This is a genomic window from Paraburkholderia caffeinilytica, assembly GCF_003368325.1.
Classification (GTDB): Bacteria; Pseudomonadota; Gammaproteobacteria; order Burkholderiales; family Burkholderiaceae; genus Paraburkholderia; species Paraburkholderia caffeinilytica.
Genome location: NZ_CP031467.1, coordinates 460,680 through 484,244 on the forward strand (window position 1 = coordinate 460,680; position 23,565 = coordinate 484,244).

General features: G+C 62.1%; 22 protein-coding genes. 3 read left to right on the forward strand and 19 right to left on the reverse strand.

The features are described from left to right. Positions 1 to 31: 31 nt before the first annotated feature. Entirely contained in the window at positions 32 to 478 is a 447-nt protein-coding gene (gene smpB / locus DSC91_RS18010) for an SsrA-binding protein SmpB (RefSeq protein WP_054035193.1), read from the forward strand. A 58-nt stretch (positions 479 to 536) separates the two neighbouring features. On the opposite strand, the gene DSC91_RS18015 is transcribed toward smpB, so the two are convergent. The 3 genes from DSC91_RS18015 to ppsA form a co-directional block, all read right to left on the reverse strand. After that, positions 537 to 1,469, reverse strand: a complete 933-nt coding sequence (locus tag DSC91_RS18015; RefSeq protein ID WP_115780218.1) for an SPFH domain-containing protein — start codon at positions 1,467 to 1,469, stop codon at positions 537 to 539. 63 nt (positions 1,470 to 1,532) lie between these two features. Beyond that, positions 1,533 to 1,988, reverse strand: coding sequence for an NfeD family protein (locus DSC91_RS18020; RefSeq protein ID WP_115780219.1), 456 nt, complete (start codon positions 1,986 to 1,988; stop codon positions 1,533 to 1,535). Between the two features lie 219 nt (positions 1,989 to 2,207). Next, the gene (gene ppsA / locus DSC91_RS18025; RefSeq protein WP_115780220.1) at positions 2,208 to 4,613 is read right to left on the reverse strand and encodes a phosphoenolpyruvate synthase; all 2,406 of its coding nucleotides are present in this window, start codon (positions 4,611 to 4,613) and stop codon (positions 2,208 to 2,210) included. Between the two features lie 570 nt (positions 4,614 to 5,183). Here ppsA and ppsR point away from each other — a divergent pair. Beyond that, positions 5,184 to 5,999 carry a posphoenolpyruvate synthetase regulatory kinase/phosphorylase PpsR gene (gene ppsR / locus DSC91_RS18030; RefSeq protein ID WP_115780221.1) on the forward strand — a complete coding sequence of 272 codons (816 nt, stop codon included), beginning with the start codon at positions 5,184 to 5,186 and terminating at the stop codon, positions 5,997 to 5,999. Positions 6,000 to 6,083: 84 nt separating this feature from the next. Here ppsR and DSC91_RS18035 read toward each other — a convergent pair whose 3' ends face one another. From DSC91_RS18035 to rpsB, 16 genes are all read right to left on the reverse strand, one after another. Beyond that, positions 6,084 to 6,866, reverse strand: a complete 783-nt coding sequence (locus DSC91_RS18035; RefSeq protein ID WP_115780222.1) for a TrmH family RNA methyltransferase — start codon at positions 6,864 to 6,866, stop codon at positions 6,084 to 6,086. A 61-nt stretch (positions 6,867 to 6,927) separates the two neighbouring features. Further along, positions 6,928 to 7,689 (reverse strand): ribonuclease HII, encoded by a 762-nt coding sequence (rnhB, locus tag DSC91_RS18040; protein WP_115780223.1) that lies wholly within the window; start codon positions 7,687 to 7,689, stop codon positions 6,928 to 6,930. Continuing rightward, positions 7,686 to 8,855 carry a lipid-A-disaccharide synthase gene (gene lpxB / locus DSC91_RS18045; protein WP_115780224.1) on the reverse strand — a complete coding sequence of 390 codons (1,170 nt, stop codon included), beginning with the start codon at positions 8,853 to 8,855 and terminating at the stop codon, positions 7,686 to 7,688. The genes rnhB and lpxB overlap by 4 nt, the downstream gene beginning before the upstream one ends. A 3-nt stretch (positions 8,856 to 8,858) precedes the next feature. After that, positions 8,859 to 9,647 (reverse strand): acyl-ACP--UDP-N-acetylglucosamine O-acyltransferase, encoded by a 789-nt coding sequence (gene lpxA, locus DSC91_RS18050; protein ID WP_115780225.1) that lies wholly within the window; start codon positions 9,645 to 9,647, stop codon positions 8,859 to 8,861. Between the two features lie 91 nt (positions 9,648 to 9,738). Continuing rightward, on the reverse strand, positions 9,739 to 10,203 hold the full coding sequence (gene fabZ / locus DSC91_RS18055) for a 3-hydroxyacyl-ACP dehydratase FabZ (RefSeq protein ID WP_115780226.1): 465 nt from the start codon (positions 10,201 to 10,203) through the stop codon (positions 9,739 to 9,741). Between the two features lie 244 nt (positions 10,204 to 10,447). Next, positions 10,448 to 11,551 (reverse strand): UDP-3-O-(3-hydroxymyristoyl)glucosamine N-acyltransferase, encoded by a 1,104-nt coding sequence (gene lpxD / locus DSC91_RS18060; protein ID WP_115780227.1) that lies wholly within the window; start codon positions 11,549 to 11,551, stop codon positions 10,448 to 10,450. A 99-nt stretch (positions 11,552 to 11,650) separates the two neighbouring features. Beyond that, on the reverse strand, positions 11,651 to 12,187 hold the full coding sequence (locus tag DSC91_RS18065; protein ID WP_175171772.1) for an OmpH/Skp family outer membrane protein: 537 nt from the start codon (positions 12,185 to 12,187) through the stop codon (positions 11,651 to 11,653). A 74-nt stretch (positions 12,188 to 12,261) separates the two neighbouring features. Then, complete coding sequence (gene bamA / locus DSC91_RS18070) at positions 12,262 to 14,565, reverse strand: outer membrane protein assembly factor BamA (protein WP_115780228.1); 2,304 nt, start codon at positions 14,563 to 14,565, stop codon at positions 12,262 to 12,264. 67 nt (positions 14,566 to 14,632) lie between these two features. Continuing rightward, positions 14,633 to 16,018 (reverse strand): RIP metalloprotease RseP, encoded by a 1,386-nt coding sequence (gene rseP, locus DSC91_RS18075; protein ID WP_115783320.1) that lies wholly within the window; start codon positions 16,016 to 16,018, stop codon positions 14,633 to 14,635. A 7-nt stretch (positions 16,019 to 16,025) separates the two neighbouring features. Then, entirely contained in the window at positions 16,026 to 17,231 is a 1,206-nt protein-coding gene (locus tag DSC91_RS18080) for a 1-deoxy-D-xylulose-5-phosphate reductoisomerase (RefSeq protein ID WP_115780229.1), read from the reverse strand. Positions 17,232 to 17,241: 10 nt separating this feature from the next. Then, entirely contained in the window at positions 17,242 to 18,063 is an 822-nt protein-coding gene (locus DSC91_RS18085) for a phosphatidate cytidylyltransferase (protein ID WP_115780230.1), read from the reverse strand. Further along, positions 18,057 to 18,839, reverse strand: coding sequence for a polyprenyl diphosphate synthase (gene uppS / locus DSC91_RS18090; RefSeq protein WP_115780231.1), 783 nt, complete (start codon positions 18,837 to 18,839; stop codon positions 18,057 to 18,059). The genes DSC91_RS18085 and uppS overlap by 7 nt, the downstream gene beginning before the upstream one ends. Before the next feature lie 64 nt (positions 18,840 to 18,903). Then, positions 18,904 to 19,464, reverse strand: a complete 561-nt coding sequence (gene frr / locus DSC91_RS18095; RefSeq protein ID WP_012433445.1) for a ribosome recycling factor — start codon at positions 19,462 to 19,464, stop codon at positions 18,904 to 18,906. Between the two features lie 100 nt (positions 19,465 to 19,564). Continuing rightward, on the reverse strand, positions 19,565 to 20,278 hold the full coding sequence (gene pyrH, locus DSC91_RS18100; RefSeq protein ID WP_115780232.1) for a UMP kinase: 714 nt from the start codon (positions 20,276 to 20,278) through the stop codon (positions 19,565 to 19,567). A gap of 220 nt (positions 20,279 to 20,498) precedes the next feature. Continuing rightward, positions 20,499 to 21,380: a translation elongation factor Ts gene (gene tsf / locus DSC91_RS18105; RefSeq protein ID WP_115780233.1), complete on the reverse strand. Its 882-nt coding sequence runs from the start codon at positions 21,378 to 21,380 to the stop codon at positions 20,499 to 20,501. A 192-nt stretch (positions 21,381 to 21,572) separates the two neighbouring features. After that, complete coding sequence (gene rpsB, locus DSC91_RS18110; RefSeq protein WP_115780234.1) at positions 21,573 to 22,325, reverse strand: 30S ribosomal protein S2; 753 nt, start codon at positions 22,323 to 22,325, stop codon at positions 21,573 to 21,575. Positions 22,326 to 22,753: 428 nt separating this feature from the next. On the opposite strand from rpsB, the gene map reads away from it, so the two are divergent. Next, complete coding sequence (gene map / locus DSC91_RS18115) at positions 22,754 to 23,563, forward strand: type I methionyl aminopeptidase (protein WP_115780235.1); 810 nt, start codon at positions 22,754 to 22,756, stop codon at positions 23,561 to 23,563. The last annotated feature ends 2 nt before the right edge of the window (positions 23,564 to 23,565 follow it).

Genomic DNA, 23,565 nt, shown 5'->3' on the forward strand with positions numbered 1-23,565 from the left:
TGATTTTAAACGAGTTGGGCACTTTCCATTAATGAGCATCATTGACAACAGAAAAGCCTTCTACGACTACTCCGTCGAAGAACGCTATGAAGCGGGGCTCGTGCTCGAAGGATGGGAGGTCAAAGCCCTGCGCGCCGGCCGTGGCCAGATCAAGGAGGGCTACGTGGTCATCAAGAACAACGAACTGTTCCTGATCGGCACGCACATCAGCCCATTGCCCGAAGCCTCGACCCACATCAATCCGGACCCGGTGCGCACGCGCAAGCTGCTGCTGCACGCCGAAGAGATCAGCAAACTGATCGGCAAGGTCGAGCAGCGCGGCTACACGCTCGTGCCGCTGAACTTCCATTACAAGGGCGGTCGCGTCAAATGCGAGATCGGCCTCGCCAAGGGCAAGAAGCAACACGACAAGCGCGAAACGGAGAAGAAACGCGACTGGGAACGCGAGAAGGCGCGCCTGATGCGCTCGCCGTCGTGATCGCGAAAAAATGGCCCGCTGATTTTGCGGGCCATTTTTTCGGCAGGAAAAACCTGAGTCAGCGCACCTCGGTCGTGCCCTTCCCCTTGTTCACGATCGTCAGCGCCGACGCGATCATCGAACTCATATCCGCCAGATTACCCGGCACGATCAACGTGGTGCCCTGCTTCGCCAGGTTGCCGAATGCGTTCACATACTGCTCGGCCACTTTCAGGTTCACCGCTTCCATCCCGCCGTTGGACTGGATGGCCGCAGCGATCTTCTGAATTGCCTGCGAGTTGGCCTCAGCCACCGCCAGGATCGCCGACGCCTGCCCCTGCGCCTGATTGATCGCCGCCTGCCGCTCGCCTTCGGACTTCTGGATCGCCGCCTCGCGCCCACCCGAGGCGATATTGATCTGCTCCTGCTTGCGCCCTTCGGATGCCGCGATCAGCGCGCGCTTCTCGCGCTCGGCCGTGATCTGCGCCTGCATCGCGTGAAGAATTTCCTTGGGCGGCGTCAGGTCCTTGATTTCGTAGCGCAGCACCTTGACGCCCCAGTTCGACGCGGCTTCGTCGAGCGACGACACGATGCTGTGGTTGATGAAGTCGCGTTCTTCGAACGTCTTGTCGAGTTCAAGTTTGCCGATCACGGAGCGCAGCGTGGTCTGCGACAACTGCGTAATCGCGAACACGAAGTTGCTCGACCCGTACGACGCCTTCATGGGATCGGTGACCTGGAAATACAGCACGCCATCCACCTGCAATTGCGTGTTGTCGCGCGTAATACACACCTGACTCGGCACTTCGAGCGGAATTTCCTTGAGGATGTGCTTGTACGCGATCCGGTCGACAAACGGAAACGCGAAGCTCAGACCCGGCGTCAGCGTACGATGATAGCGGCCGAGCCGCTCCAGCACCCACGCATGTTGCTGCGGCACGATCTTCAGTGTCTGCGCCGCCAGCACGATCACGATAATCAGAAGTACCGCCCCGACAATGGTTGAATCCATTCCTGCCCTCCGGTCCGTCGTTCGAATAGTTGTGCGTGGTTCCGCTTACGCGTGGGTGCGCGCTCAGGCCACCGTTGCCCCGGCTTTCGCCTGCCGGCTGGCCACGACGACGAGGCAACTGCCGCGCATCTCGGCGATTTCATAGAGCTGCGCATCTTCGGGCTCGCCGGCAGCCAGTTCGACGTCCCATGCAGCCCCGCGGTAATTGACACGCGCCCGGCGCTCGTGCCACGCCGGCACGCTCAACGTCTGGCCGATGTCCAGATTGACGTCCGGGTTCTTCGACGCCTCCTTACGCGTCCTGCGGCCAAAACGCGAACGCCTCAGCAACAGGACCGCCGCCAGTGCCACCCCGGCCGCAACCGCGAACTGCAGATCGGCGGAGGCACCCGCCAGGTGCGCGATGGCAGCCGCAACACAGCCCAGCGCGATCATCAGCAAATAGAAGGTGCCGCTGATCAACTCCAGCACGACAAGCACACCCGCTCCGACCCACCAGAACAATCCACCTGGCGCCACGTCGACCTCCACAAAGCAAAACACCCCGGATCTACCGAGGTGTTTATAGCACGAAGCAGGTGCATTTTACTGAGCGGTGCAGCACGCCTTTACGTGCTTTTGACGTACCGCACAGTCCTTTATGCACGCCGCTTAAGGAGCACCTGCCCCGCGCTTATTTGCGCCGCTTATTTGCGCCGCTTATTTGCGCCGCTTATTTGCGCCGCTTATTTGCGCCGCTTACTTCGTCAGCGATTTCGCCAGTTGCTGCCACGTCTCGACGATCGAATCGGGGTTCAGCGAAATCGACTTGATGCCTTCATCGGTCAGCCATTGCGCGAAATCCGGATGATCCGAAGGACCCTGACCGCAAATGCCGACGTACTTGTTCAAACGCAAGCAGGTTTCAATCGCGCGCTTGAGCATGAACTTGACCGCCGGGTCGCGTTCGTCGAAATCGACTGCCAGCAGTTCCATGCCGGAATCGCGGTCGAGGCCGAGCGTGAGCTGCGTCAGGTCGTTCGAACCGATCGAGAAACCGTCGAAGAATTGCAGGAATTCTTCGGCGAGAATCGCGTTCGACGGCACTTCGCACATCATGATCAGGCGCAAGCCCTTCTCACCGCGTTTCAGCCCGAACTTCTCCAGCAACCCGACCACACGCTCCGCCTGCTTCAGCGTACGCACGAACGGCACCATGATCTCGACGTTGTCGAGGCCCATCTCTTCACGCACCTTCTTCAGCGCGATGCATTCCATCTGGAACGCTTCGGCGAAGTCGTCAGCGATGTAGCGCGATGCACCACGGAAACCCAGCATCGGGTTTTCTTCGTCCGGCTCGTAACGCGAACCGCCGATCAGCTTCTTGTACTCGTTCGACTTGAAGTCCGACAGACGCACGATCACGGGCTTCGGATAGAAGGCCGCCGCGATCGTTGCGATGCCTTCGGTCAGCTTGTCGACGTAGAAAGCGCGCGGCGACGCATGGCCACGCGCCACGCTTTCCACCGCTTTCTTCAGGTCCTGGTCGATGTTCGGGTACTCGAGAATCGCCTTCGGGTGAACGCCGATGTTGTTGTTGATGATGAACTCGAGCCGCGCCAGACCGACGCCCGCGTTCGGCAGCTGCGAGAAGTCGAAGGCCAGTTGCGGATTGCCGACGTTCATCATGATCTTCACCGGAATCGGCGGCAGTTCGCCGCGCTGCACTTCGGTGACCTCGGTTTCGAGCAGACCGTCGTAGATCTTGCCTTCGTCGCCTTCCGCGCACGACACGGTCACCAGCGCGCCGTCCTTCAGCACGTCGGTGGCGTCGCCGCAACCGACCACGGCCGGCACGCCCAGCTCACGCGCGATGATCGCCGCGTGGCAGGTACGGCCGCCACGGTTCGTGACGATCGCGGAGGCGCGCTTCATCACCGGCTCCCAGTTCGGGTCGGTCATGTCGGCCACCAGCACGTCGCCCGGCTGCACACGGTCCATTTCCGACGGATCGTGAATCACGCGCACCGGACCCGCACCGATCTTCTGGCCGATCGCGCGGCCGGTTGTCAGCACGTTCGATTGGCCCTTCAGCTTGAAGCGTTGCTCAGCCTTGCCCGACGCCTGGCTCTTCACCGTTTCCGGGCGCGCCTGGAGAATGAAGATCTTGCCGTCGCGGCCGTCCTTGCCCCACTCGATGTCCATCGGACGCTCGTAGTGCTTTTCGATAATGACGGCGTATTTCGCGAGTTCGATCACGTCTTCGTCGGTGATCGAGAAACGGTTACGCTGCTCGTGCGTGACGTCGACCGTCTTCACGCGGCCTTCTTCGCCGGCCTTGGTGAATTCCATCTTGATCAGCTTCGAGCCGATCGAGCGGCGGATGATCGGGTACTTGCCTTGCGCGAGCGTGGTCTTGAAGACGTAGAACTCGTCCGGATTCACGGCGCCCTGCACGACCGTTTCACCCAGGCCGTAGCTCGACGTGATGAATACGGCGTCCTTGAAGCCCGATTCCGTGTCCAGCGTGAACATCACGCCTGCCGCACCGACGTCCGAGCGCACCATGCGCTGCACGCCCGCCGACAACGCGACTTCAGCGTGGGTGAAGCCCTTGTGGACGCGATAGGAGATAGCACGGTCGTTGTACAACGACGCGAACACGTGCTTCATGCGATCGAGCACCTCGTCGATGCCGACCACGTTGAGGTAGCTTTCCTGCTGACCCGCGAACGATGCGTCCGGCAAGTCTTCTGCCGTTGCCGACGAGCGCACGGCAAACGACAACTCTTCAGGCGAGCTGTTTTGCAGGGTGTCGAAGCCTGCGCGGATATCCGCTTCGAGACGCGGCTGCATCGGGGCGTCGACGATCCATTGACGGATCTCCTTGCCCGCTTCGGCGAGCGCCTTCACGTCGTCGACGTCGAGCGTTTCGAGACGTTTGGCGATGCGTTCAGTCAGATTGTTGTGATGCAGGAAGTCACGGAAAGCCAGCGCCGTGGTGGCGAAGCCAGTCGGAACACGCACGCCGGCTTCGGCGAGCTGACTGATCATCTCGCCAAGCGACGCATTCTTGCCGCCGACAATCTCCACATCGGTCATCCGCAACTGCTCGAACGGAACTACATACGCCTCTTCCTTTGCGACGGTAACTGCGTTAGTCATACAAGCCCCTAAGTGTGAAAGAAATTCACGGCTGTGCAAGTGGGCTTGAACGCGAGACGCCCATTGGAAGCGTGACCTCGCGTCTTGCACAACCTGTTGGAGAAGCAATCGCCGCACATGACCGGAATCGCCCGGAAGTACCCGGAAGCACCGGCATGCGCCAGATGCACGACGTAGAAAGCGGTTGGGCGAAATTACCGATCGATCCACCCTATTCGCCCGATTTTCCGCAAGTTACCGGCTGAAAGCGTGGCGTTGACCGACCGTTCGCGGTGAGTTAGACGCCAATCGCCTGCAATTGCTTATCCAACAGGTTGCCGCTATTCTACCGTGCCGACTCCCAAAATGTGACAGTCGGACGAGAATTGCGCCTCGAATCGCGCCCCGGACCGGCTGACGGGCTCTTGCGAGGCTCTCGCGAGGCCACGCTGCCATCCGGGCGCGGTTGCGGTGCCCACGGCGCGCTGACATGACGCCGCTGCAATCTCCGGTTAGCCACCGTGCAGCGACATCCATGCAGCGATGTTTCATTCGAGCGTTTTTTTTCGCTCATGTTCCCCAGCCCCACTGATGCCGCCCACCGTATTCATCGTCTCCGACGGTACCGGGATCACTGCCGAAACCTTCGCGCATTCGATCCTCTCCCAGTTCGACCAGAAATTCCGCCTGGTTCGCGTGCCCTTCGTCGACTCGACGGACAAAGCCTACGCCACGCTGGAAAAGATCAACGAATCGATCCAGCAGGACGGCCGCCGTCCGATCGTCTTCACGACGCTGGTGGACAGCGCGTCGAATCAGATCGTCAAAGGCTCGAATGCGCTCGTGCTGGACATGTTCCAGACCTTTGTCGAGCCGCTCGAGCAGGAGCTGGAGCTCAAGTCGAGCCACGCGATGGGCCGCGGCCACCAGAACGCCGATACCGAGGAATACAAGAACCGGATCGAGGCGATCAACTTCTCGCTCGCCCACGACGACGGTCAATCGAACCGCAATCTGGCCGACGCCGACGTGATTCTGGTGGGCGTGTCGCGCAGCGGCAAAACGCCGACGAGCCTGTATCTGGCGATGCAGTACGGCGTGAAAGCGGCCAACTATCCGTTGATTCCGGAAGACTTCGAGCGCGGCAAGCTGCCCACGCCGCTATTGGCGCATCGGCAGAAGATGTTCGGTTTGTCGATCGATCCGCAGCGGTTGTCGGAGATCCGTAACGAGCGCCGGCCGGGCAGCAAATACGCCGCGCCGGAAAATTGCCGCTACGAGATCAACGAGGCCGAAGCCATGATGCGGCGCGAAGGCGTCAAGTGGCTCTCGTCGACACACAAGTCGATCGAAGAGATCGCGACGACGATCCTGCAGGAGATCAAGCTGGACCGGCCGGCTTATTGAGCAGGCCTGTTCTGGAGATGGGCATGGCGTTCACGTGACCGATCCGGCAACGGATGCCGCGTCACGCATGCCATGCCCTGGAAATCATGCGCGGCGCTGCTGGCGGCACTGTTCGAACACACAGATAGCCGCCGCGGCCGCTACATTGAGCGACTCCATGCCGCCCGGCTGAGGAATCGTCACCCGCAAGGAAACGGCGTCGCGCCAGGTCTGCGACACGCCCGCCCCTTCGTTGCCGAACACCCACGCGAGCGGCCCGCTCAGATCGCAGTCGTAGATCGCCTCGGCGCCGTGCGAATCCGTAATGACGATGGGCACCGCGAGGCGCTCGATCAATACCTGCGCCTCGACATCTTCGTGGATTTGCAGCAGGAAATGCGCGCCCATACCCGAGCGCAATACCTTCGACGACCAGGCGTACGCGGTGCCCGGCGCGCAAAACACCTGCTGGATACCGGCGGCCGCCGCGCTGCGCAGAATCGAACCGACGTTGCCGGCATCCTGCACGCCATCGAGCACGAGGCAGGTTTCTGCAACCGTCTCCGGCAGCGGCGTGTCGAGCTTTTCGACCAGCAGCAGAATCCCTACACCATGCACGACGTTCGACACCTGGCCGAACAATGCATCCGGCAGCGTGACGATACGATGCTCGTCGATGCGCGACACGATCGCCTGCGCTTCATCGTGGCGCAGCGCACCTTCGGTGACGATGCACATTTCCGGCTGGCCGGCGACGTCGAGATACGCGCTCGCGAGATGGAATCCTTCGAGCAACGCGTGGCCGCTGCGACGCTGCTGATGCGTCGAACCGGCCAATGCCTTGAGGCGCTTGTAGAGCGGATTGTCCCGCGAGGTGATGGCTTTCACAGGCAGCGAAGACAGTGAGAATGAGGAAAGAGTGGACGGCGCGCCGGGCCACGCATGGCGCTCAGGCGCCGCTGCGTTCGCCGAAGGCGTCGTCGTCGGGCATGGTGTCGGTGCGCGCGCCTGACACGACAATGACGTCGCCCGCGGGCAGCTTCAAACCGTTGCCGAAACGCTTATGCGCTTCACGCACCGGTGCGAACGAGCGCCGATGATGCTCGCAGGGCCCATGTTCGCGCAGCGCCGCCAGATGCTGCGGCGTACCGTAGCCGGCATGCGCGTTAAAACCGTAGACCGGATAGGCTTGATGCAATTCGAGCAGCATCCGGTCACGCGTGACCTTGGCGAGAATCGACGCCGCCGAAATGCTCTTGACCAGCGCATCGCCGCCGATTATCGCCTCGCTGCGAACGCTCAGCGCCGGGCAGCGATTGCCGTCGATTTTGACGAGTGTCGGCACGACCGGGAGGCCTTCGACCGCCCGCTTCATCGCCAGCATGGTGGCGTGCAGGATGTTCAGCGTATCGATTTCTTCGACGCTGGCCGACGCGATACAGTAAGCGAGCGCCCGCTCGACGATCTTGTCGTACAGCTCATCGCGCTTTCTGGCGGTGAGCGCTTTCGAATCGTCGAGGCCGCGAATCATCGGCTTCGACGGGTCGAAAATCACCGCGGCGGCGACCACCGGGCCGGCCAGCGGCCCGCGCCCGGCTTCGTCGACGCCGCAGACGATGTCATCCGGTGTTTCGAAGTCCAGACCGGCCTGCCGTGCCGCTGCGCCTGCAACGCTCGCAGCCTTGCGGCGTGGTGCGCGCGAGGCGGTCACGGCCGCGTCTTCCGATTTTCGATGACGCTTGCCACAACTTCCGCCGCGCGCTGCGCGGTGTTCTGCTTCAGCACGTGGTGCATCTCCGTGAAGATTTCCGTCAGCGTGCGCCGGTTGGCCTCGTCGCGCAACTGTTTCAGCGTGGCTTCGGCGAGCGCTTGCGGCGTGGCGAAGTGCTGCAGAATTTCCGGAACCACGAAACGTCCCGCCAGAATGTTCGGCAGACCGACATAGGGCAAATAGCCCTGGCGGCGCATGATCTGGCCGGTCAGCCAGGGCACCTTGTACGAGATCACCATCGGTTTTTTCAGCAGCGCGGCTTCCAGCGTCACCGTGCCGCTTTTGACGAGGATCGCATCGGCTGCCGTCATCGCGACTTGCGACTGGCCGTCGGTAATGGTCAGCGCGAGACCGGGATGCGAGTCGACCAGCGGCCGCAGCATGTCGCGCAATGCGGGGGTGGCCGCCGGCATCACGAAACGCAGGCCGGGCTCCTGGTGCTGCATCATTTCCATCGCGGCAAAGAACGTCGGACCGATCAGATCGATCTCCGAGCGCCGGCTGCCTGGCAGCACCGCAATGATCGGACCGCTTTCAGCGAGGCCGAGCGTGCGGCGCGCGCCAAGCGTGTCGGGTTCGAGCGGAATTTCGTCGGCGAGCGGATGGCCCACGTACGAAGCCGCGATGCCGGCTTTTTCCAGCAGCGCCGTTTCGAACGGGAACACGCACAGCATGTGGTCGACCGCTTTGGCGATCTTCTTGATGCGGCCGCCTCGCCACGCCCAGATCGACGGACAAACGAAGTGAACAGTCGGAATACCCGCATCGCGCAACGGGTGCTCGAGGCCGAAATTGAAATCGGGCGCGTCCACGCCGACGAACACCGACGGCGGCTCTGCCAGCAGTTGGCGCTTCAGTTCGTTGCGGATGCCGAGGATCTCGGGAATATGCCGCAGTGCTTCGACATAGCCGCGCACTGTCAGCTTCTCCATCGGCCAGTGGGCGTCGAAACCCGTGGCGATCATGCGCGGGCCGCCGATTCCGTAATACTGGGTGCCGGCGGGCAGTCGGCTCGCGAGGCCGTCGAGCAGCGACGCCGCCAGCAGATCGCCGGACGGCTCGCCTGCCACCATCGCGACGCGCAGCGGACTCGGGTTCAAAGCCATCGCTTAGCGGATGATGCCGCGTTGCGACGCTTCGACGAACGCGAGCAGCGTTTGTACCGGCGCATCGCCATCGCCACCCGCGGACGCGAGTTCGCGCAACTGCACCTTCGCTTCTTCGAGCGACAGGCCGTTCTTGTACAGCAGGCGGTACGCCGAGCGCAGCGCCGAGATCGCGTCCGCCGAAAAACCGCGGCGGCGCAGGCCTTCGACGTTGATACCGTGCGGCTCGGCCTTGTTGCCGGCAGCGATCACGAACGGCGGGATGTCCTGCACGAGCGCCGACGCGCCGCCCAGCATCGAATGCTCGCCAATGCGAACGAACTGATGCACGCCCGACATGCCGCCGATAATCGCATGGTCGCCAATCGTCACATGGCCGGCCATCTGCGCATTGCTCGACAGAATGACATTGTTGCCGACGTGGCAGTCGTGACCGATGTGCACGTACGCCATGATCCAGTTGTCGTCGCCCAGCGTGGTGACGCCCGCGTCCTGCACCGTGCCGGTGTGGATCGTGGTGAATTCACGGATCGTGTTGCGGTTGCCGATCACGAGCCGGGTCGGCTCGTCCTTGTACTTCATGTCCTGCGGACGGCCGCCGACCGATGCATAGTGGCCGATGCGGTTGTCTTCGCCGATCGTGGTGTGACCTTCGATCACGCTGTGCGAACCGATCGTGGTCCGTGCGCCGATCGTCACATGTGCGCCGATGACGGCATACGGTCCGATTTCGACGGATTCGTCGAGTTGCGCGCCCGGCTCGACGATCGCAGTGGGATGAATCCTGCTCATGCGTCCTCGCTTCTGATTCTGTTGCGTTGTCTGGATGGGCGGAGCCGGATGCAGGGCCTAAGGTAAGCCGCTGGCTGTCCGGACACCGGCTTCAGGCGTCTTTGTCCGTGTGCCGCACCGCGCACATCAGGTCGGCTTCCGCCGCCACGACACCATCCACTTCGGCGCGCGCCTTGAACTTCCAGATGCCGCGCATATGACGTTCGAACGTGCAGTTCAGGATCAGCTGATCGCCCGGTTCCACCACGCGCTTGAAACGCGCGTTGTCGATGCCCACGAACAGATACAGCGTGCTCGACGGATCGCTCGGTTCTTCCGAAAACGTCAGCAGCGCCGCCGTTTGCGCGAGCGCTTCGAGGATCAGCACGCCGGGCATCACCGGACGGGTCGGAAAGTGCCCCTGGAAATACGGCTCATTGATCGACACGTTCTTCAACGCTTTGATGCTCTTGTGCGGCTCGAGTTCGAGCACCCGGTCGACCAGCAGGATCGGGTAGCGATGGGGCAGCAGCGTGAGAATCTTATGAATGTCGAGATTGATTTTTTCGGTGCTCATGGTGTTTCTACTCACGCATTGACTGCGCGATGATGACTGCGGATGCTGGTGCAGGTGGGTTGGTAACGCGTGCTGCCGGCGCTTGCCGTGACCCGGAGGCCATGCCACCCGGTCACGGCAACCGACTTTGCTTCCTGATGCTTGCCCGCTATTTTACGCGGTGCCGCCAGGTTACCCCGCGGATTGTTCTGCGGGTTGACCCGGAGGTTGGCCTGCCGGTTAGCCTGCGGGTTGACCCAATAGCTCAGGCTTTGTCGCCTGCGGAATTGTTTGCTGCGCCGGCCGGCTGGCCAGCCGAAGCGGCATTTTCAAGCGCCTTGATACGATCGCGAAGTTTGTCGATGTTACGCAGCAAAGCCGCGCTCCTGTTCCAGTCGGCATGGTTCACAGCCGGAAACGCACTGGTGTACATGCCGGGCTTCAGCAACGACTTCGAGACGCCCGACTTCGCCGTGACGATCACATAATCAGCCAGCGTGACGTGTCCGGCGATCCCAACCGCGCCGCCGATCATGCAATGGCGGCCGATCGTGGTGCTGCCCGCAATGCCCGCGCAGCCGGCGATCACCGTGTAAGCGCCGACCTTGCAGTTGTGGCCGATCTGCACGAGGTTGTCGATTTTCACGCACTCTTCGATGATCGTGTCGGCCATCGCGCCGCGGTCGATGGTGGTGTTCGCGCCGATTTCGACGTCCGCGGCGATCGACACCCCGCCGACCTGCGGAATTTTCACCCAGCTGCCAGTACGCGCATCGCCTTCACCGACGAAATCGGGCGCGAAGCCAAAACCGTCCGAGCCGATCACCGCGCCCGCGTGCACGATCACGCGCTCGCCGAGCTTGCAGCCGTGATAGACCGCCACGTTCGGATACAGATGCGAGCCGGCACCGATCCGCGTGCCGCGGCCGATCACCACATTGGCATCCAGACGCACGTTTTCACCGATCACCGCACCCGCTTCCACCGTGACGCGCGGACCGATCACCGCACTCGCGGCAATCTGGGCCGACGGGTCGATCGTCGCGCTCGGGTGCACGCCGGGCACGGCCTTGGGCGCTGCCATGTCGATGAAAGTTTGCGCGATGCGCGCGAAGTAAGCGTACGGATTCGGCGTGACGATGAAGTTACGGCTTTCACGCGAAGCGAGTTTGGCGAGGTCGTCGGCATTGATCAACACCGCGCCCGCACGGGTCGTCTCGACCTGCGACAGGTACTTCGGATTGGCGAGGAACGCCAGCTGGTCCGGGCCCGCCTGGTCGAGCGGCGCCAGACTGCCGACGCGCTGCGAACCATCTCCGACTACTTCACCGCCGAACCGCTGGACGATGTCCTCAAGCGTAAATGCCATGCCTATCCTGTCTCCTACAAATCGGTCCAACTTCTCAATTCGATGGGCCGCGCTGCGAGCCGGCTGCCGGCACGCCGGTCTACGACCCGGCGCGCGCGTTCAGTTGCCCGAGGCCGCCAACGCCTTGAGCACCTGATCGGTAATATCGATGCGCGGGCTCACGTACACCGCTTCCTGAACGATCAGGTCGTAGTGCTGTTGCTCGGCGATCTGCTTGATAACCTTGTTGGCCCGGTCGAGCACCGCCGCCAGCTCTTCGTTGCGGCGCTGGTTCAGGTCCTCGCGAAACTCGCGTTGCTTGCGCTGGAAGTCCGTATCCAGTTGTGACAGATCGCGCTGCTTCTGCGCGCGATCGGCTGCCGACATCGACGCGCCGCTCTTGTCGAGCGAGTCGGACATCGACTTCAGCTTCTGCGCCATGTCGGCCAGATCCTTGTCGCGCTTGGCGAACTCCGCCTCGAGCTTGACCTGTGCAGCCTTCGCGGCAGCCGATTCACGCAGGATACGGTCCGAATTCACCGCAGCGATCCTGGCTTCCTGCGCGTGCGCTACCCCCGCGACGCCGACACCCAGCGTCATTGCCAGCGCCAGCGCGCACGCCACACGTTTCGAAAACATACCGGTTCGCAAAGTCATCCTCTCGATACTGTAGTTTGGCTGGGCTCGCCAAGGGGCGGCCCGCCTCCGGGAGCCGCCCGTAGTGGCCCGGATCAGAACGCCGTCCCGATCTGGAACTGGAACTTCTGATACTGGTCGCCAGTGTGCTTCGTGAGCGGGAAGCCCAAGCTGAGCTTGAGCGGACCAATCGGCGAGATCCACGCAAGACCGACACCGTAGCCGTAACGCAGGCCGTTCGCACCGATGCTGTTGCCTTCCGTACCCCAGACGTTACCCGCGTCGAGGAACGTGAAGACACGCAACGTGCGGTCGTAGCCGGTGCCCGGCAACGGGAACGTCAATTCGACGTTACCCACCAGCAGCTTCGAGCCGCCGATCGGGTCGTTCGTCTTCGCATCACGCGGACCCAGCGAGCTCGGCTCGTAACCACGCACCGAACCGATACCGCCCGCGTAGTAGTTCTTGAAAATCGGGTATGGCTTGCCGCCGAGGCCATTGCCGTAGCCGCCCTGGAAGTTGAAGCCCAGCACGAAGCCGCGCGCAAACGAATAATAGTACTGCGCGTTGATGTCGGCCTTGTAGTACTGCGTGCCGCCGATCGGCGTGCCGTATTCGGCGTTCGCCTGCGTGAAGTAGCCGCGGCTCGGCACCAGTGCGCTGTCACGCGCGTCGCGCGACCACCCCACCGTGATGGGTACGTTGTTCGACACACGGCCGAAGGCGGCTACGTAGTCCTTGTAGCTCTGCGGCGTATTCGCGTCGACGTCCAGCTGGTTCTGCTCGAGGCCGGCGCCGAAGTACACCGTGTCGACTTCCGAGAACGGAATCCCGAACTTCAGGTCACCGCCGATCGTGACGATCTTGAAGCTCGAATCCGTCGAGTAGTACAGCGGCTGGTACGTGCGGTAATAGACGTCGGTGATCCGCTTGATACCGTCGACCGTGAAGTACGGGTCGACCTGCGTGACCGTCAAGGTACGGTAGGTCTTGGCGGTATTCACGTTCACCGCGAGGCTCGTACCCGAACCGAACACGTTGTCCTGCGATACGCCGGCGGAGAGCACCACCTTGTCTGTCGACGAGAAGCCCGCGCCCAGCGTGATCGCGCCGGTCGGCTTTTCGTTCACCTTGACGTCCACGTCGACCTGGTCCGGCGTGCCTTCCACCGGCACCGTGGTCACGTCGACATCGGTAAAGTAGCCGAGACGGTTGATCCGGTCTTTCGACAGCGCAAGGCGGTTCGAATCGAACCACGAGCTTTCGAGCTGGCGCATTTCGCGGCGCACCACTTCGTCGCGGGTCCGCGTGTTGCCGACCACGTTGATGCGGCGCACGTATACACGGCGGCTCGGGTCGACTTGCAGCGTCAGGTCGACCTTGTGGTGTTCCTGATCGATCTGCGGCTGCGCATTGACGGTGGCAAACGCATAGCCGTATTCGCCGAGTTTGTCGACGATCGCCTTGGTGGTGGCTTGCAGCTTCTCGGCCGAGAAGCGGTCACCCGGTTTGATCTTGATGAGCCTGGTCAGCTCCGGCTCGCGGTCGAGCAGGTTACCGGCCAGCTTGATGCTGTTGATCGTGTACGGCTCGCCTTCGTGCAGCGTGACCGTCAGATACATGTCCTTCTTATCCGGCGTAATCGATACCTGGGTCGACTCGATGTTGAACTCGAGGTAGCCGCGATTCAGGTAATACGAGCGGACGTTTTCGAGGTCGCCGGTGAGCTTGTCTTTCGCGTACAGATCGTTCTTCGTGTACCACGAGAACCAGTTCGGCGTGGACAGCTGCATTTCGTCGCGCAGCGTACCCGTGCTGAACGCCTTGTTGCCGATGAAGTTGATCTGGCGGATCTTCGCGCTCGGACCTTCGGCCACCGAGAACAGCACCGACACGCGGTTGCGGTCGATCGGCGTGATCGTGGTGGTGACTTCGGCGGCATAGTAGCCGCGCGTCAGGTACTGGCGCTTCAGCTCCTGCTCGGCCTTGTCGACGAGTGCCTTGTCGTAGTAGCGGCCTTGCGACAAACCGACCGCGCGCAGCGCCTTGGTCAGGTTTTCCTTGTCGAACTCGTGAATGCCGGCAAAGTCGATCGTGCCGATGGCCGGACGCTCCAGCACCTGCACGATGACGACATTGCCTTCCGTCGCAATCTTGACGTCATTGAAGAAGCCCGTGGCGTACAGCGCACGGATGGCTTCGGAAGCCTTGTCGTCGCTAAAGGTGTCGCCTTGCTTGATGGGCAGGTACGCGAACACGGTACCGGGTTCGACGCGTTGCAATCCCTCGATCCGGATGTCTTGCACCACGAAGGGCGTCGTTGCGTGAGCAACCAGCCCATGCGCGGCAAACGCCGCGGCTATAACCGTCTTTGGAACAAAGCGATGAGGTTTAAACAACGTGCTTCCCCAGTGTGTATAGCTGCATCAGGTCAGACGGTCGCCATCGTGAACGCCGCCAGACACTTTAGAAATGGATTAAACGAGCCAGATCGTTGAACAGCGCAATCGCCGACAACGCGACGATGCAGGCAAGACCCGCCCTCTGAAAAACGAGTTGCCAGCGATCAGAGACAACTTTGCCGGTCACAGCTTCAACCAAATAATATAACAGATGCCCCCCGTCCAATACCGGAATTGGTAGCAGGTTCAGTACGCCGAGGCTAATACTGACAAGGGCCAGGAACGACAGAAACGCAGAAGGACCTAGACGTGCGCTCTTTCCTGCGTAATCGGCGATCGTCACGGGACCCGAAAGATTCTTCAGCGAAGCCTCGCCGACGATCATCCGTCCGAACATACGCACCGAATAAACAGCCAGATCCCAGGTACGGCGCGCGCCCAATTGCAGACTTTCGACCGGTCCGTAACGCACGTCGATCGACGGCACCTGGGTCGCGAGCTCGGCGCCGATGCGGCCAATCTGATGGCCTGTCGCGTCATCGCGCTGCGACTGCGGAACGATCCGAACCTCTTCCAGCTTGCCCGCCGCTTGCCCGCCACGCTCCACCTGCAGCGTCATAGGCACGCTGGCGTGCGATTTTACATAAGCGATGAAGGCCGTGGCATTGTCGGTCGGAATACCGTCGACCGCGCGAAGTCGGTCACCCACCGCCAGGCCTGCCTTTTGCGCAGCGCTACCCGGCTGCACACCCGCGACCGTCAACTTGCCGCCGCCCGGCTCGAAACCGAGATGCGACATGAGGTCGTCGTCGACATCTTTCTCGGTGATGCCGCGCAGGTCCAACTGGAAATCCGACGTGCCATGTGCATCTTTCGCACTCAGCACGATGCGCTTCTGATCGAATGCCGCGCCCAGCAGTTTCCAGCGCAGGTCGGACCATGAGCGCACGCGCTCGGATTCGCCGGCGTTCCCGGTGCGCACGGCAACGATCGTTTCGCCACCGTCGAAACCGGCCAGCGCCGCCGGCGTATTCGGCGCGGGCGCAGCCACCACGGCCGCCGGCTCCGTCACGCCGGTGGCGAACACGAGGGCGAACAGCACGATGGCAAGCAGAAAGTTCGCGACCGGCCCGGCCGCGACAATCGCGAAACGGCGCCACACCGACTGCCGGTTGAACGCATGCGGCAAGGCGTCGACCGGAATCGGCGCACCGCCGGTCTCGCGCTCGTCGAGCATCTTCACGTAGCCGCCGAGCGGCAGCGCGGCAATCGTCCATTCGGTGCCGGTCTTCGGGCTCACCCATTGGAACAGCGGCTTGCCGAAGCCGATCGAAAAGCGCAATACCTTCACGCCGCACCAACGCGCGACGCTGTAATGCCCGTACTCGTGGACGACCACAAGTACGCCAATCGCAACCGCGAAGGCAAGCAGCTCGATCAGCAAATTCATAGGCGCCTCACTGGACGGCGCGTTCCGTGCGACGGGCGCCGACCGGCAGGCGCGCGATGAACTCCGCAGCGGCGCGGCGCGCGGCCGCATCCGCTTCGATCACATCTTCCAGCGCGTGCGCGCTGCGGTTCGGCAACGCATTGAGTACGGCGTCGACTACCTGAGCGATCGCCATGAAACCGATCTGGTGCGACAGGAACGCTTCAACCGCGACTTCGTTCGCGGCATTGAGGGCCGCACTCGCCAACCCACCCTCGGCCAGCGCTTTCACGGCGAGCGCGAGACAGGGGAAGCGCGTGTAATCCGGCTTTTCGAACGACAGCGAAGCGACCTGCAGCAGATCCAGTTGCGCCACGCCCGAATCGACGCGGTCCGGAAATGCCAGTGCATGCGCGATTGGCGTACGCATGTCGGGATTGCCCAGTTGCGCGAGCACCGAACCGTCGGCGTACGACACCATTGAATGGATCACGCTTTGCGGGTGAATCAGCACTTCGATGCGCTCGCCCGGCAGATTGAAGAGCCAGTGGGCTTCGATGACTTCGAGGCCCTTGTTCATCATCGTGGCCGAGTCGACCGAAATCTTACGGCCCATGACCCAGTTCGGATGCTTGCAGGCTTCGTCAGGCGTGACGTCGACCAGCGTGGCCGGTTCGCGCGTGCGGAACGGGCCGCCCGACGCGGTCAGGATGATCTTCGAGACGCCGCCGTGCAGCGCGGCTTCGCGCGGCAGGCATTGGAAAATGGCGTTGTGTTCGCTGTCGACCGGCAGCAGCACGGCGCCGTTGTCGCGCACCGCGTCCATGAAGATCGCGCCGGACATGACCAGCGCTTCCTTGTTGGCAAGCAGAATACGCTTGCCGGCGCGCGCGGCAGCAAGACTCGGCGCAAGGCCGGCCGCGCCGACGATCGCCGCCACCACCGTATCGCAACCGGCGCTCTCCGACACGTCGACGAGCGCTTGCGGTCCATACGTGACTTCCGTCTTGCAGCCCGCTTCGCGCAGTTTCGCTGCGACGCGCGCAGCGGTATCGGCATCGCCGACCACCGCGACTTCAGGCTGAAAGCGCAGGCATTGCTCGACGAGCTTGTCGCCGTTGCGATGCGCCGTGAGCGCGTAAACCGAAAAGCGCTCGGGATGACGCGCGACGACGTCGAGCGTGCTGTCTCCAATCGAGCCCGTGGAACCGAGCAATGTCAGACGTTTTTGCATATCTCTTTCTCTAGCCGAGCAGCAGCATGGCAAGCGGCAGCACCGGCAACAATGCGTCGATGCGGTCGAGTACGCCACCGTGCCCAGGCAACAGGCCGCTTGAATCTTTCACTCCGGCCTGGCGTTTCATCATTGATTCGAACAGGTCGCCCACCACGCTGAAGGCCACCAGCAGGGTCAGTGCGAGCAATGTGCGGACGGCGCCCAGTTGCGCCAGCAGCGCAGAATACAGGGTCGGCTCGAACGCATGCAAAAAGACCGCCGCCGCGGCAACGATCATCACGGCCAGCCAGCCGCCGATCGCGCCCTCCCACGTCTTACCCGGGCTGATGGCAGGCGCCAGCTTGTGTTTTCCGAAAGCCTTTCCAGAGAAGTATGCGCCGATATCGGCCAGCCATACCAATAGCAGCAGCGACAGCACGAACGGCACGCCCTTCATGCGCGCGGCGACGAGAGCATGCCAGCACGCGACGAATACCACAATGCCGGCGAGGAATAGAAAGGTGCGCCATGCCCCTTGTGCGAGGGTCGGCTTGCGCAGAAGCACGAACGGCCCGGCGATCACCCAAAAAATAGCGGCCGCCTTGAACAGCGGACCGGATTCCTCGGCACCGGCGCCAAACCGCGTGCTGGCGACCAGCGCGACCGCCGCGACCAGCGCGTAGATCACCGGCCCGGCGCCGCCGAGCTTCAGCAGGCGCGCCCATTCCCACGCGGCGAACACGACGACGAAGGCGATCAGTGCGCCGAACGCGCCCACCGGCGCGAACAGCGTGATCGGCAGGAAGATCGCCAGCAGGATGATCGCCGTGATGACACGGGTTTTTAGCATGGAAGCGAATCGACGTTTTGCGATTGCGGCTCGAGTTGAGCGCTGGTGCGGCCAAAGCGGCGCTCGCGCTCCGCGTAGGAGGCGATGGCGTGACCGAGCGCGTCGGCGTCGAAATCCGGCCAGAACGTGTCGGTGAAGTAGAACTCGGTGTAGGCGAGTTGCCACAGCAGGAAGTTGCTGACGCGGCGCTCGCCGCCGGTGCGGATAAAGAGGTCCGGTTCCGGCGCATAGGCCATCGACAGGTGTTCGGCGAACGAGTCCTCGTTCACCTCGACCGCCTTGCCCGCCAGCGCCGATTGTTCGGCGAGCTTGCGGGTGGCCTGCATGATGTCCCAGCGGCCGCCGTAGTTGGCGGCAATGGTCAGCGTGAGGCGCGTATTGCGCGCGGTTTTGGTTTCCGCGCGCTTGATCAGGTCGCGGATGCGCGTGTCGAACTTCGACAGATCGCCGACTACGCGCAAACGGATGCCGTTCGCGTGCAGCTTGCCGATCTCGCGCTCCAGCGCGGTGACGAACAGGCGCATCAGGAACGACACTTCGTCGTTCGGGCGGCGCCAGTTTTCCGAGCTGAAGGCAAAGAGCGTCAGGTATTCGACGCCCTGCCGGGCGCAGGCCTCGACGGCCGCGCGCACTGCGTCGACGCCGCGCGTATGGCCGGCCACGCGCGGCAGACGGCGCTGGGTCGCCCAACGGCCGTTGCCGTCCATGATGATCGCGATATGTCGCGGCACCGCCGCGACATCAGGCACGCGCACGGTTGAGCTGGTATAGGTCATGGCCGTCGGGACAGTGACTGCAAAAAAAGAAGTGGAGATACTAAAGGTGCTGAGCCAATCGGCCTCAGACCGTCATGATCTCGGCTTCTTTGGTCACGACCAGTTTGTCGATTTCCGCGACGAACTTGTCCGTCAGTTTCTGAACGTCGTCACCTGCACGGCGCTCGTCATCTTCCGAAATTTCTTTGTCTTTCACGAGCTTCTTGAGTTGCTCGTTTGCATCGCGGCGCAGATTACGAACAGCGACCTTGGCCGTTTCCGCCTCGCTCTTGACCACTTTCGTCAGTTCGCGGCGGCGTTCTTCGGTCAGCGCGGGCATCGGCACGCGGATCACGTCGCCTTGCGTAGCCGGGTTCAGACCGAGGTCCGACTCGCGGATCGCCTTTTCGACGACCTGGACCATCTTCTTTTCCCACGGTTGCACGCCGATCGTGCGTGCGTCGATCAGCGTCAGGTTCGCGACCTGCGAAATCGGCACCGGCGAACCGTAATAGTCGCACTGGATGTGATCGAGCAGGCCCGTGTGTGCACGGCCCGTGCGGATCTTCGACAGGTCGTTCTTGAACGCGTCGATGGAACGCTGCATCTTTTGTTCAGCGCCCTTCCTGATATCAGCCACAGACATTTTTAAACCTCCGAACCTTCAAAACGGTGCGAACCGGCCAGCGCGCGCACTATGCGGCGGCCTGGGCTCGCGTTAAAGCCCACGTTATGTGAACGAGAGTTTACACGTGGACGAGGGTGCCCTCGTCCTCGCCTTGTACGATGCGCTTGAGCGCGCCCGGCTTGACGATCGAAAACACCCGGATCGGCAGCTTCTGGTCACGGCACAGCGCAAACGCCGTGGCGTCCATCACCTGCAAATTACGGCCGATCGCTTCATCGAAGCTGATCGTGGCGTAACGGGTCGCGCTCGGATCTTTCTTGGGGTCGGCCGAATAGACACCGTCCACCTTGGTGGCTTTCAGCACGACTTCCGCGCCGACTTCCGAGCCGCGCAGCGCGGCGGCCGTATCGGTCGTGAAGAACGGGTTGCCGGTGCCGGCCGCGAAAATCACGACTTTGCCTTCCTCAAGCTGGCGAATCGCGCGAGGACGAATGTAAGGCTCGACCACCTGGTCCATGCGCAGCGCGGATTGCACGCGCGCTTCGATGCCGGCGTGGCGCATGGCATCCTGCAGCGCCAGCGCGTTCATCATGGTGGCCAGCATGCCCATGTAGTCGGCCGTGGCGCGATCCATACCCGCCGCGCCGCCCGCGACGCCGCGGAAAATATTACCGCCGCCGATCACCACGGCCAGCTGCGTTCCGAGACGGACCACTTCGGCCACGTCCGCCACCATTCGTTCGATGGTCGCGCGATTGATGCCGAAGGCATCGTCGCCCATCAGGGCTTCACCGGAGAGTTTGAGCAGGACGCGTTTATAGGCAGTGGGCATAGAGGTATCCAGATCGCGCAGAACAGGGCAACAACAAGGGACTAATGTAGGGGTGAAATACTGATTCGGGCAAGCGTCGCCAAATTGACGAACCCTGGGGCTCGTCAGAGGCGGCTACGCAGCGAGGGTCAACCCGCGCGCAGCCTTGCGGCGCCGCCGACCGCGGCAAAGTCTTGCTCCGCCGCGGGTCCAACGGTACTAACTGAAGCTTAAGCGATGCTTATTGTTGCTTTGCAGCAGCGACTTGAGCGGCCACTTCAGCTGCGAAGTCGTCCTGCTTCTTCTCGATGCCTTCGCCGACCACAAACAGCGCGAACTTCTGCACGCTCGCGTTGCCCGCCTTCAGCATCTGTTCGATCGTCTGCTTGTCGTTCTTAACGAACGTCTGGTTCAGCAGCGACACTTCCTTCAGGTACTTCTGCACGCTGCCGTCGACCATCTTGGCGACGATTTCAGCCGGCTTGCCCGATTCGGCAGCCTTCTGCTCAGCAATGCTGCGTTCCTTGGCGATCAGGTCCGCCGGGACGTCGTCCGACGACAGCGAAACCGGCTTCATTGCGGCAATGTGCATTGCCACGTCCTTGCCGACCTGCTCGTCCGCGCCGGCGTACTCGACCAGCACGCCGATACGCGTGCCGTGCAGGTACGCCGCCAGCTTGTTCGCCGTGTCGAAGCGCACGAAGCGGCGGATCGACAGGTTTTCACCGATCTTGCCGACCAGTGCCAGACGCACTGCGTCGACCGTCGAGCCGTCCAGCGGCAATGCCGACAGGGCAGCGACGTCAGCCGGGTTTTGCGTGGCGACCAGTTCGGCGATGGTCTTCGAGAATGCCAGGAAGTCGTCGTTCTTCGAGACGAAGTCGGTTTCGCAGTTCAGCTCGACCAGCGAACCCGCACTGCCGCCGATGAACGATGCGACCACGCCTTCAGCCGTCACGCGCGATGCCGCCTTGCTGGCCTTGTTGCCCAGCTTCACGCGCAGCAGCTCTTCAGCGCGGGCCATGTCGCCTTCGGCTTCCGTCAGCGCCTTCTTGCATTCCATCATCGGCGCGTCGGTCTTTGCGCGCAGTTCTGCAACCATGCTTGCGGTAATTGCCGCCATCATTTGCTCCTTGAGTTCCGTCTGTCACACGCCGCCCGGACTTCGATACCGGCGGCAAGAATTCGTTTCAACGTCGCACGTATTTTTTACGCACTATGTTTCAGCACTACTCACAGCACACCCCTGCTTTGTCGCGGCTTAAAAAAAGGGGGCCTGTAGAAAGCCCCCTTTTTTGCCGGACACGGGGCAGCTTTACGCTTCCGAGTTGACCTCGACGAACTCGTCGCCGTCGCCGCCGCGCGCAGCCTGCACCACTTCGTTGACCGCGTTAGCACGGCCTTCGAGGATCGCGTCAGCCACGCCAGCCGTGTACAGAGCGACAGCCTTCGAAGCGTCGTCGTTACCCGGGATCACGTAGTCGATGCCTTCCGGCGAGTGGTTCGTGTCGACCACAGCGATGACCGGAATACCGAGCTTGTTCGCTTCAGTCACGGCAATCTTGTGGTAGCCGACGTCGACCACGAAGATCGCGTCCGGAATGCCGCCCATGTCCTTCACGCCGCCGATCGACTTTTGCAGCTTGGCCATTTCGCGTTCAAACAGGAGCGCTTCCTTCTTGCTCATGCGTTCGGTTTCGCCTGCTTCCAGCGCTGCTTCCATGTCCTTCAGGCGCTTGATCGAAACCTTCAGCGTCTTGAAGTTGGTCAGCATGCCGCCGAGCCAGCGTGCGTTGACGAACGGCATGCCGGCGCGTTGCGCTTCTTCAGCGATCGTGTCGCGCGATTGACGCTTCGTGCCGACGAACAGGATCGTGCCGCGATTCGCTGCCAGTTGACGCGCGTACTTCAGCGCGTCGTTGTACATCGGCAGCGTCTTTTCGAGGTTGATAATGTGAATCTTGTTGCGATGACCGAAAATGAAGGGGGCCATCTTCGGGTTCCAGAAGCGCGTTTGGTGACCGAAGTGGACACCGGCTTCCAGCATTTGACGCATGGTAACTGCCATGAAAATCTCCGCGAGGGTTGGGTCTTAAGCCGGCTGCCGTATCGGCCGCGCTGCCTTTTTTGGCTGAACGCGACGGACACCCTGGGTGCTGCCGGCTTGCGAGTCTGCTGCCTTGGTACCGCCTTGCCCGTAGCGCAGGCAACTATCGCTACGAGACGCCTCTCCTGCCAGCTTGCGCCCACCAGCTTGCGCCCCATTAAACGCTCATCAGAACAGCCAATGAGGCAACAAAACAAGACAGAGATCGACTTAGCCAAAGATTATAGCACGCGACTATCGGCCGACTCAACCTGCGCGGTAGCTCCTGTCTACCGCAGCCGGGTTGCACCTGCGCGCCCACCACCTTATTGCAAAACCGTGGCAAAACCCTGCGGCAGCCGGAATATGGTGCGATAATCCTGCAATAAATCGCATTTCAGGCCCGACTCATGGCTATTACGCTCAAAAACGAACACGATATCGCGCAGATGCGCGTCGCCTGCAAGCTCGCTAGCGAAGTGCTCGACTACATTACGCCGTTCGTCACGGCCGGCATCACGACCGGCGAACTCGACCGCCTGTGTCACGAATACATGCTCCAGGTGCAAGGCACGGTTCCGGCGCCGCTGAATTATCAGCCGCCCGGCTATCCGCCTTATCCGAAAGCCACCTGCATTTCGGTGAACGACGTGATCTGCCACGGCATTCCGGGCGACAAGACACTGAAGAACGGCGACGCGCTGAATATCGACGTCACGGTGATCAAGGAAGGCTATTTCGGCGATACCAGCCGGATGTTCATCGTCGGCGAAGGCTCGATCATGGCCAAACGCCTCGTGCAGACCACCTTTGAATGCATGTGGCTCGGCATCGACCAGGTGCGCCCGGGCGCCCATCTCGGCGACATCGGCTACGCCATCCAGAAACATGCCGAAGGGCAAGGCTACAGCGTGGTGCGCGAATATTGCGGCCACGGCATCGGCACGGTGTTTCACGAAGACCCGCAGATCCTGCACTATGGCCGCCCCGGCACCGGGCTCGAGCTTCAGACCGGCATGATCTTCACGATCGAACCGATGATCAACGCCGGTCGGCGCGACATCCGCACCATGCCGGACCAGTGGACCGTCAAGACCAAAGACCGCAGCCTGTCGGCACAGTGGGAACACACCATACTCGTCACCGAAACCGGTTACGACGTGCTGACTGTCTCAGCCGGCACGCCCGTGCGTCCGCCGGTTGTCGCGGCCACGGCCTGAAC